General features: G+C 46.3%; 10 protein-coding genes, 1 pseudogene and 1 other annotated feature. Of the genes and pseudogenes, 8 read left to right on the plus strand and 3 right to left on the minus strand.

All coding sequences use genetic code 11. The features are described 5' to 3' along the window. The first annotated feature begins 160 nt into the window (after positions 1 to 160). The 8 genes and pseudogenes from L21SP2_RS17340 to L21SP2_RS10800 all read left to right on the plus strand — a co-directional run bounded on the left by L21SP2_RS17340 (position 161) and on the right by L21SP2_RS10800 (position 7935). Positions 161 to 1120, plus strand: coding sequence for a formylglycine-generating enzyme family protein (locus L21SP2_RS17340; RefSeq protein ID WP_024268538.1), 960 nt, complete (start codon positions 161 to 163; stop codon positions 1118 to 1120). Positions 1121 to 1619: 499 nt separating this feature from the next. Then, positions 1620 to 2026: pseudogene (locus tag L21SP2_RS10770) on the plus strand (transposase); the annotation flags it as partial. Continuing rightward, positions 1901 to 2017 (plus strand) — a sequence feature (AL1L pseudoknot). (Overlaps the previous pseudogene by 117 nt.) 130 nt (positions 2027 to 2156) lie before the next feature. After that, positions 2157 to 3670, plus strand: a protein-coding gene (locus L21SP2_RS10775) for an IS5 family transposase (RefSeq protein ID WP_425277197.1) whose coding sequence is annotated in 2 segments (ribosomal slippage) — positions 2157 to 2606 and positions 2609 to 3670 — 1512 coding nt in all. Because the reading frame shifts where the segments join, the coding sequence is not laid out codon by codon here. After that, entirely contained in the window at positions 3651 to 5015 is a 1365-nt protein-coding gene (gene ltrA, locus L21SP2_RS10780) for a group II intron reverse transcriptase/maturase (RefSeq protein WP_024268540.1), read from the plus strand. The genes L21SP2_RS10775 and ltrA overlap by 20 nt, the downstream gene beginning before the upstream one ends. 74 nt (positions 5016 to 5089) lie before the next feature. Further along, entirely contained in the window at positions 5090 to 5575 is a 486-nt protein-coding gene (locus tag L21SP2_RS10785) for an IS3 family transposase (protein WP_280113290.1), read from the plus strand. Positions 5576 to 5677: 102 nt separating this feature from the next. Then, entirely contained in the window at positions 5678 to 6166 is a 489-nt protein-coding gene (locus L21SP2_RS10790; RefSeq protein ID WP_053335680.1) for an integrase core domain-containing protein, read from the plus strand. A 420-nt stretch (positions 6167 to 6586) separates the two neighbouring features. Next, entirely contained in the window at positions 6587 to 7189 is a 603-nt protein-coding gene (locus tag L21SP2_RS10795) for a type IV toxin-antitoxin system AbiEi family antitoxin domain-containing protein (protein ID WP_041401504.1), read from the plus strand. After that, complete coding sequence (locus tag L21SP2_RS10800) at positions 7186 to 7935, plus strand: nucleotidyl transferase AbiEii/AbiGii toxin family protein (RefSeq protein WP_024268543.1); 750 nt, start codon at positions 7186 to 7188, stop codon at positions 7933 to 7935. The genes L21SP2_RS10795 and L21SP2_RS10800 overlap by 4 nt, the downstream gene beginning before the upstream one ends. Positions 7936 to 9099: 1164 nt before the next feature. Here the strand turns inward: L21SP2_RS10800 and L21SP2_RS10805 are convergent. The 3 genes from L21SP2_RS10805 to L21SP2_RS18425 form a co-directional block, all read right to left on the minus strand. Next, positions 9100 to 9393, minus strand: coding sequence for a HigA family addiction module antitoxin (locus L21SP2_RS10805; protein WP_024268544.1), 294 nt, complete (start codon positions 9391 to 9393; stop codon positions 9100 to 9102). A gap of 188 nt (positions 9394 to 9581) precedes the next feature. Further along, positions 9582 to 9704, minus strand: a complete 123-nt coding sequence (locus L21SP2_RS19145; RefSeq protein WP_341871928.1) for a type II toxin-antitoxin system RelE/ParE family toxin — start codon at positions 9702 to 9704, stop codon at positions 9582 to 9584. A gap of 360 nt (positions 9705 to 10064) precedes the next feature. Next, complete coding sequence (locus L21SP2_RS18425) at positions 10065 to 10409, minus strand: hypothetical protein (protein WP_041401506.1); 345 nt, start codon at positions 10407 to 10409, stop codon at positions 10065 to 10067. Positions 10410 to 10482 lie beyond the last annotated feature (73 nt).

Raw genomic sequence — 10482 nt, forward strand, 5'->3', positions numbered from 1 at the left:
CTCGTTTCACTCGGGCTTCGCAAAATCTACTACTTCGTGGTAGACTTAATATTTTGTCGGAGAATTAGCGGGAAATGCCACGTCTGTACTTTACAAGGAGTACGAAGCGGCTATCTGTGGCCGCCTTGAATATAAAATTACTACTTATTAGGAGTAAAAAATGAAAAGGTCATTCCCTTTTTTTGAAGTGATTGCAGTTGTTTTGATGATGACAGCTGTGTTTCCTGCGTCTGCGACACCGCTTTCTGCCGGTGACACAGAAACCTACACGGCCGGCGGTGTATCCTTCGTCATGTCCTACGTCCCCGGGGGTATGACCTTTCCCACGGGTGTCAATGACGACGGAAGTGCAACTGTAGATAACGCATATTGGATAGGAGAGACCGAGGTGACTTACGAGCTTTGGGATACGGTATACACTTGGGCGACAAGCAAGGCAAGAGGGGCGAAGATATATGGTTTTGCTAATGCTGGTCGCCAGGGCGGAGATTTAAAATCTGGTCCCATTGGGACGAACCAGCACCCGGTGACCACGGTAAACTGGCGTGATGCCATGGTATGGTGCAACGCGCTTACGGAATGGTACAATGCGCAGAACGGAACAAGCTATGATCACGTCTACAGTTACGGGGGCTCGATAATAAGGGATTCCCGTGATGCCACTGCCTGCGAGGCAGCAGTTGAGAGCTCTACCGCGAAAGGCTTCCGCCTGCTGTCTAGAAATGAGTATGAACTTGCGGCGCGGTACCGTAACGGGACTGACTGGACCTACGGGGACCACGCAAGCGGAGACGAAAGTGGTGCATGTTTTGATGACGGGAGTATCTTGGGAGATCTTGGTATGTCCACGGTAATCGGGGATTATGCTGTGTATCGCGGCAATTCCGGGTTATCTACTGCAGTGGTAAAAAGCAAAACAGCCAATGCACTGGGCTTATACGATATGAGTGGCAATGTGGCGGAGTGGTGTTTTACTAAGAGCGGGTCTCGTCAACGCGGGCTTCTTGGCGGGAGTTGTGGCAGTTCTGCCGGCGGCCTGCAGGTTGGCGCCTGGTCCTACTACTACCCGGGCGAAGAGAGTCCCGGTAGCGGCTTCCGCATTGCGAGGACGGCCGATTGATATATCAATCGGCTTGACCTTTTGGGTTTTTACCTTTTGTCTTGGCATTCTTCTGCCCCTTTAGTCGATTTATTTTTTGAGCAGAAAAACGATTCCAGGGAAATATCAGTGTTTCCCTGGAATACCTGGAACCAGACGGTTGGGCACATCCAATAACAGAGTTTACCAGGTTACGCCTGCGGCTCCACCCGAATTGCCTCTGGTCGCAGGCTCCCGACGGCAACTTCTGGTAAACTTGAAACGTTATATGAAATGTCATGTACGAATAAAACAAAAAGAGAAAGAAAAATGAAAAAGATTTATGCACTTCCCCACTTTTCGGACGTCTCAGAGCAAGAAATAGTATTTTTCAAATGATGGTCCCAAAGCCTTGAGTATGGTTTTCTGATCTTCTCGCAGAGTTGATATTGGAGTCACGGTCTTATCTTCCAAAGTTATCCGTTGGAACTTGAACCGCCCCGGCTTTACCGGAGATAAAATCTTGTGAGAGGATGGAGTCATGGTAAGGAAAAACAGCAGGTTTTCTGAGGAAGTAAGGGAGCGGGCAATCCGGATGGTATTCGCCGCCAAGGATGAATATGATTCGCAGTGGGCCGCTATAGAGTCGATAGCTGAAAAGATAGGCTGTACTGCAGAGACTCTGCGGCGTTGGGTGCGACAGGCTGAGAAAGATAATGGTAGTCGGGAAGGCATCACTACCGGCGAAAAGAAAAGAATAGAAGATTTTGAGCGGGAAGTTCGAGAGCTCAAAAAAGCCAATGAAATATTACGCCTGGCTGCCGGATATTTCGCGAAGACGGAGCTCGACCGCCCACACAAGAAATAGTTGAGTTTATAGACACGCACCGGAATGTATATGGAGTCGAGCCGATCTGCAAAGTCTTACCGATTGCTTCATGGTTATATTAGGGCCTCCTGAAAAAACCTTAACCCTATACATATAAATGAAATACTGCTAGAATTTGTGCATGAAGTGCACGGTTTTTGCGAAAACCAGGCAAAAACCCTTGCACCTGTTTTCTTGGCGGGAGGGATTGTGTATAGAACTGAGGACAAAACGCAGCTTTCATTTGAAGATTTCTATCTCCCATTTGGAGGCAAACTGAACCCCAATAACCGCTGGGTACAGCTTGCTGATTTAATTCCCTGGGAAGATTTAGAAGCAGAATACGCCTCACAGTTTGCTATCGAAAGCGGGCAAGGCGCTCCGGCAATACAGTTTCGGACAGCTCTGGGTGCCCTGATTATAAAGGAAAAATTAGGAATTACAGATGAGGAAACCGTGGAGCAGATTCGTGAGACGCCTTACCTGCAATATCTCATCGGAATGCAGGGGTACCAGGATGAGGCTCCTTTTGATCCATCCATGCCTGGTCACTCGCTACGCTCGTTGCCCGGCCGTGCATCCGGGATGGTGCATTTCAGAAAGCGAATCAGCATGGACATGATCACTCACGCAAATGAATTGATTATTGCCGAAGAACGTAAAAAAAAACTGAAGATGATACGGAAGCTGAAAAAGAAGAAAATTCTGAGGTAGAAAACAGCGGAAAGCTTCTGATTGATGCTACCTGTGTGCCCGGTGATATTCGCTATCCCACCGATCTTTCGCTTTTAAATGAGAGCCGGGAAAAACTGGAAACCATCATAGACGTTATTCACGCAGAACGGCCCAAGGGCGCGACAAAACCCCGAACATACCGGCAAAGGGCGCGAAAGGATTTTTTGGCTGTCATCAAAAAGCGCAAAGCGAGCAAGAACAAGATTCGCAAGGCAATACGCAAGCAGCTGGGGTACATACGCCGTAATCTCCGGCACATAGAGCAATTAGCAGCAGGTGTCAGTTTGAAAATCCTGTCACGGAAACAGTACCGGAATCTGCTGGTGATCTCAGAAGTCTTTCGCCAGCAGGCCCTGATGTATGAAAACAAAGATCATCGAATGTCAGGCCGGATCGTGAGCATATCCCAACCCCATATTCGCCCCATAGTCAGGGGAAAAGCCGGTACCCCGGTTGAGTTCGGCATGAAGATTTCATCCGCCAATATTAACGGGTACATGTTTATCGACCGATTTTCATGGGATCCATACAACGAGTCTGGTGATTTAGACATGCAGGCTGAAAATTACAAACAGAGATATGGCGTGTATCCGGAATCAATACACGCCGATCAGATTTACCGCACCAGGGACAACCGAAATTGGTGCAAGAAACGGGGAATCAGATTATCTGGTCCACCACTGGGTCGTCCACCGAAAGATCGTGGAGAAAATCGGGAACGAAAGAAGCTGGCCCGTCAGGATGAGCTGGATAGAATCGCCGTTGAAGGGACATTCGGTAGAGCAAAACGACGGTACTCAATGGGTCGATTAATGACAAAGCTTTCTGAGACCAGTGAATCGCAGGTGGCCATGATCATGCTGGTGATGAACCTGGAAAAGATTCGCATGGATCTTTTTTACGTCTTTATCATAGCTATGCTACGCAGCCGAAAAATTCCGAAGTCTCATTTCCCCGTGGTATTGGGGTATGGTAATATGGCAGCATAGGGTTTTTTTCAGGAGGCCCTATTTAGAGGACATCAGAGATGATCTTTTGTCAGGAGAATACCAGCCTCTCCCAGCAAAGCGCGTATATATTCCAAAACCAAACGGCAAGTTACGACCTTTGGGAATACCTACACTAAGAGATCGAATTGTACAGCGAGCAATGCTGATGGCGATGGAGCCGATATGGGAAAGTGACTTTCACAGACTATCCTACGGCTTCAGACCTGAACGAAGTGTACATCATGCAATTCGAACAGTAAAGTTTCAGCTTCAGGATGGAGTTGAAACGGTTGGAAGGTGGATCATCGAAGGCGATCTATCAAGCTATTTTGATACGGTTCATCACAGACTTCTTATGAAATGCGTGCGCAGGAGGATCAAGGATAAGCGCTTTACCGCACTGCTGTGGCGGTTTCTCAAGGCTGGGCATATCGACAAAGATCTCTTCAAGGCTGCGAGCGAAGGAGTTCCTCAGGGTGGAGTACTCTCTCCACTACTGTCCAATATCATGCTAAATGAGTTCGACTGGTGGCTGGATCAGCTTTATCTGAGCAAGAAAGCACGGAAAGGCCGCTGGTATTGGAATAACACAATCAAGATTCAACGCCCAATCGCAGTGCGGGAAGGCCGAGAATGGCTGCCGGCAGTCACCTATTGCCGGTATGCTGATGACTTTGTGATACAAGTAAAGGGCAATCGACAGCATGCAGAATTGATTAGGGAGCAAGCACGCTCATTTCTTGAAGATACGCTACATCTGACCTTGAACATGGAGAAGACCCATATTACCCATGTGGATGACGGCTTTGTGTTTCTTGGTCATAGAATTATCCGCAAGCGAGGCCCGCGAGGCATCAAACGTCCAGTCACAACAATTCCGCACCAGAAAGCGAAAGCATTTGCCCGCTCAATAGCACAGGAACTGTCGGGAAATTATAGCGAGAATAAAATCGCTATGGTGGAACGATTGAACCGGAAACTTGCAGGCTGGGCGAATTTCTATCAGTTTACTGATTATACATCGTACGTCTATCGCCGAATTGATAGAGTTGTATTTTGGAAGCTGGCACATTGGCTGGCGCGGAAGTATCGGACATCAATCAAGAGTCTTGCAAGGCGAGGAATACGGAGTCCTGCACCGGGTAAAGCCAAAACATGGATTCTCTATGGAGCAAATCCAAATGGCAAAATCCAGGGCATAGACCTTCGTCGGCTGGTTACCAGTCCGAAGAAGCAATTCCGCTGGAGAAATCCTGAAGTTAATCCATACCTGCCACGAGAAGAAGAACGAAATACTGTGAGCTCAACGTATGATCAAGTTGCGAGGGCTATTAGCCCGATCTAAATGGAAAGCCGGATGCGCTGAAAGGTGCACGTCCGGTTTGGGGAGGAGAGGCAGGGAGATAGTTCGACTACGCCCTGTCTCTTACTCTACTCAGATTACCCGGAGGGATGGTGTATTTGGTAGCGATTATTGACCTGTATTCCCGGAAAGTTTTGAGTTGGAGACTGAGCAACAGCATGAAGGTTGATTTCTGCAATGAGGCTTTGCTCGAAGCTCTGGAAAAATATGGCGTTCCAGCGATCTTTAACACAGATCAGGGTAGCCAGTTTACATCGGATTCATTTATACAGATCCTCAAGGATCATCAAATTGAAATCAGCATGGACGGCAAAGGTCGTGCACTGGATAATATTTATATTGAACGGCTTTGGAGGACATTAAAGTACGAAGACATTTACATCAAAGGTTATGAAAGCATGACCGCTCTGCGAGACGGGTTACACCGCTATTTCCACTTCTACAATACCAAGCGATACCACCAGTCTTTGGACTATCAGGTTCCTGATGAAAAGTATGAATCATTTCAGATTCCGGATCAGGAATGGAGATCAGCAGCCTAATAAGGCTCCACGTAAAACTTATCAGATTTTGGTCTGGACAAAGGGCTCAGCTTATCCCGAAAGATTGTCGGTTGGACTGTAGAAATTGAAGAAAGTCCCGAGTTGGCTGAGGCGCTTTTTCGCCGAACTATCAATGGCCAAAAACGGCAGCCGAAGTTCGTTCACGCCGACAATGGTGGCCCCATGAAAGGCTTAAGTCTCGTAGCATTTTTAACAATGCTGCAGATAAACATGACCTACAATCGCCCGAGAGTCAGCAACGAAAATCCTTTCATTGAATCATTTTTTGGATCCATGAAAGGCCATGTGAAATACCCCAGACACTTTGAGGGTATAGAGCATTCAAGGACATGGTTCGCCGACTTCATCGATTGGTACAATAACCGGCACCAGCATTCGGGTATCGGTTATGTGACTCCGGCTCAGCGTCATGGCGGAGAAGATGTAGTAATCCTGAGACAGCGCCAGAAATGTTTGAATAAGGCTTGCGAAAAATTCCCGGAACGTTTTGTTCGGGGAACGAGGAACTTGTTGAATGATCGACAGGTGATACTCCACAAGCAGGAAAAAAAGGAACAGGAAGTCGCATAATTTATATCAAAGACCGAAGGACCATGTGACATCTATGTTGACAAATGTCGGAGTGGTCTTGATCTACACAGCTATTTGTTCTATCTGTTCGAAAAGGTTCAGTTGGCTGAATCGGAAAACGAGTGGATTTCGCTCCAAGGGTCAAACCTGCCGGAAGATTAATTTCAGAATCAGTTTTGCTTATCTGGTCAGAAAAATAGAGGTGAAATGCTTTATACGCAGACACGGAATCCAAGGGTCGAAAGCCAACCTTCCATGGAAATCTGCGAAGTGCTATCCGGCAAGCAACATCTGATAGAATCGACCACTTCTGGCTGGTACTGTGGTAGATCTTATCATCCAACATTTCATCTGCCGGGTTAATATGTCATGACACTTACTACTACACATACATCTTTTTGTAGTATATAATGTCACGCTATGACCAACGAAACCAGAAACAGGATTCTACAAGTCTTTGAAAAGCAGTCAGGCTACGCAAGAACTCAAGACATAAAATCCGAAGGCCTTCATCATAAGTACCTCCAGGAGCTCGTAGATGATGGCACTATACTAAAAATCAAACACGGCCTTTACAGCCTCACTGAACTCGATGATGCTGCGACTCTCCATGAAGCACTTCTTACCGTTCCGGATGGAATTATCTGTATGGGTACAGCTCTGGCCTACTACGAGTTGACAACCTGGAATCCGCCTGAAATACATATTGCCCTGCTCCGGGGAAGAAAGATTCTACTTCCAGATTATCCTCCTATCCAGCTATACCATGTATCTGAGGATATTTTCACCCTTGGTCAAACAGAGATTAAAACAGACTCCGGGCATTATATACCAATATACAACAGGGAGAGAGCCGTGTGCGATGCTATAAGGTTCAGAAACAAGATCGGCATCGACATCATGAAGGAAGTCCTTGGAGGATATATACAGAGTGATCATCGCGATCTCAATACTCTAAACCGTTATGCCCGGAAACTAAGGATTGAAACTGTCCTCAACCAATACCTGGATGTTCTCCTATGAACAATATCACTGACTCTGTAAAGGCTCGCCTTCGCAACCTCGCCCGGAAAGAAAAGAAAGATTATGTGTTGATCACGCGATTGTACATGCAAGAGGGTATTCTCCGCAGGATAGGAAAATCAAAGTACTCCGAATCATTTTGTCTGAAAGGTGGTCTGCTTCTCTATTCTATCTCCGGCTTTACAAGCAGACCGACAATGGATCTTGATCTGCTGGGCATAAACATACCAAGCGGAGAAGACAAATTCCGCTCCATCCTGACCGAAATCCTCTCTATAGAAGCAGCAGATGGCCTTGTATTTGATACCGATTCCTTGAAGCTCCAGGAAATAATCGAAGGAGCAGACTACCATGGGCAGCAGTTAAAGGTACTCTGCAGGCTCGGATCGATCAGAACAAACCTGAAACTCGACATCGGATTTGGTGACACAATCTATCCTGGACCGGTACAAATGGAGTATCCGGCTCTACTGGAAACAGATCCGATAAAAATATCTGCCTACTCTCTGGAATCGGTGATTGCCGAGAAGTTTGATGCCATGATTGTTCTTGATGCCCGCAACAGCAGGATGAAAGACTTTTATGACATCTATGATATCCTGACAAACCACAGGATTGACCAGGCTATCTTGGAAGAGGCGATCCGGCTAACCATCAACACAAGACGAACTATCCTCCCGGAAGCGCCTGCAATCTTCCAGGATGCTTTCAGCTCAGATCCCAGAAACCAGCAGCTCTGGAACTGATTTCTGAAAAGAATCAAGGCTGAAGAGATCGGATTCGCTACCGTTGTGAATAAGATTACGGAGCAGCTTTATCCCATATACATTAACTTGAAATAATAGAGACTATACACCAGTTAAAGAACTTTCCATACCAAGGTATGTCCCATGACCGGGCAACTCTCGATCCTTTAGCATAGAACTGGGTTGACAATAATCCGCTATAGAACCAATAAATCCAACCCCATCCCGCCATTCTGTCAATCAATCGCCTTATCGAAGAGTGTTTCCATCCGGGAATTACTCACGGGTACTCTTACTCTCTATTCGTGTCACCACCGGACTAAAATTGCATAATTTCACCGGTTCTAAATTGCAGTAATACATTCCAAACCTGCAAGCTGAAGTCGCATGCGGTCACTTCGCACAGAATCTGTCCATTCAGATCCTCGGTAATAGCCGGGACGTCAATTCGCATCATTTCCTGAATAGGGACCAATATCAACATCGCTCCCGGAAAAAGTGTTGGTCTGGAAAGAAAGCGTATCCTTGCCCAATACCCATAAAAACGACCTACGGCCAAATTTTCCTTCAGAAAATGTGACCAAAAGTGTGACCAAATTGATGCTCAAGACCTGGAATTAATCGAAATTTCGACCTACGGCCAACTGATACATATTTTTCTAAATTATTACAATACAAAGCTTTATAAAAGCTACTATAACCAACCAAAATTTTGCCTTCGAGCCTTCTAAGCCGTACATCGGGTCGAACCGGAAGCCCGAAGGGCTGAGGACCGATCCCGAATAGGTCGCACGTTCGAGTAAATTGCGTACCGCAGCGGCAAATAGCCGATGTGAGGAACGCGATGACAGTCGTGCTGGACGCGTCCATAAAAAAAGTCGATCTGAAAAGATCGGCTTTTTTTATGGACCTCTACTGAAGCGCGACTCGAAGCGAGGAGCCGCCGAGCGAATAGCGGGGACAAGCGCCCCGGACGGGCGCGGCAGGCGACGAGACGCCCGGAAGGAACCAGACAGGAAGTCTGGCGACTGGAAGGTGAATTCCCCAGTTTCGTAGGCATCTGTTAAACTCAGTTATAGTGGCAAACTATTCACATCTATGCCTTTATATGAAATAATTTTGCAGGTGTATGGAGTATAGGGTGTATATACCCGTGGAGGAGATTCACGATTTAACTACAGGCGGTATCTTCTCAAGCTCCCCGGCAATCTTTTTCCGTTCTCGCCTTAGGTCGTATTCATCCTGAATGCCCAGCCAGAAATCAGCGGAGTTCCCAAAATACTTCGCCAGGCGCAGAGCAGTATCTGCGGTGATCTTCCGATTACCTTTGAGTACCTGAGAAATCCGTGTTGCGGGTACGTTAATATCCTTGGCGAGGCGGTATGCTGTTATCTCCATGGGTTGTAGAAACTCTTCAAAAAGTATTTCACCAGGTGTGATAAGTGGTATTGAATCCATGTTTTCTCCTATGATCGCTAATCGGTTTGTACCGCAACTGCAAAGCAGCGAGGAACAATCCCGACAGAGCGAAACAGCCGTGTACCGCAGTCCATAAGGACGAGGAACATGGCGAGTAGCAGGTCGCAACGCGACCGACCAGGCACGGATGCATGGCCGAGCAGGTCGCAACGCGACCGACCAGGCCCCTAATGATAGTCGGTTATCTCGACATCGCTAGCCGAACCATTCTCCCATCGAAAGCAGATGCGATACTGATCGTTGATTCGGATGCTATACTGCCCTTTCCGGTTTCCTGAGAGTTGCTCCAAACGATTTCCCGGGGGTAACTCTCAAATCGTTCAGATCTTTCGCCCTGTGGATTATTATCAGTTTTCTCAGGCCCGTTCGCTGAATATCCCGAGGAAATCGCTTTGAGTATGTCTCATTCCAGATTTTCTAGGTTTCTTTGTCAATGAACGATTCGATCATCAAAAGATATTATCGCTTAACGTTACTATCGTCAAGCGTTAATACCAATTGTTTCAAGTACCAAATAAAGCATCGAAACGAAATAGAATAAATTTCTTGTGCATATCCCAGACTAACTAAGACATGAATGTACCTTCGAATAGGAGGTTAATTGCTGTCTTCAAAATCAGAGCAATTCCACAAATTAAAATGCTTTGTGTTTACAGGAACTCGCCACAGCCTTTGCATGATAAAGCAGTTGGTTCATTTGTTGTCTGACATTTCTTGCAATATTTAGGATTGCCTCCAGAGGCAGTATTCTTATGAGCATTAGGATACATCTTCTGATCTCCATAAAAATGTTCCTTTGGGCTGGAAGTGTAACTTTTGCTTTTGCTCGGTGAAGTTTTTGCTTTTCCCAATACAGCAAGTACAAAAATCGCTATCAGAGGGCTAATGAAGAAGGAGATGAATACCCATCCACCTACACTACGATTCCTTTCTCCAGCAACTTTGGCTACAAGAACTGTAAAAATTATCCATACTATTACGCCAAAAATAATCATGAAAGCGACCTCTCAATGAATTTAGTATAAATTATCATTTATGCTTATAAGTTGATAATTATTTCTAAGTCAA

This window comes from Salinispira pacifica (assembly GCF_000507245.1).
GTDB classification, from domain to species: domain Bacteria; phylum Spirochaetota; class Spirochaetia; order DSM-27196; family Salinispiraceae; genus Salinispira; species Salinispira pacifica.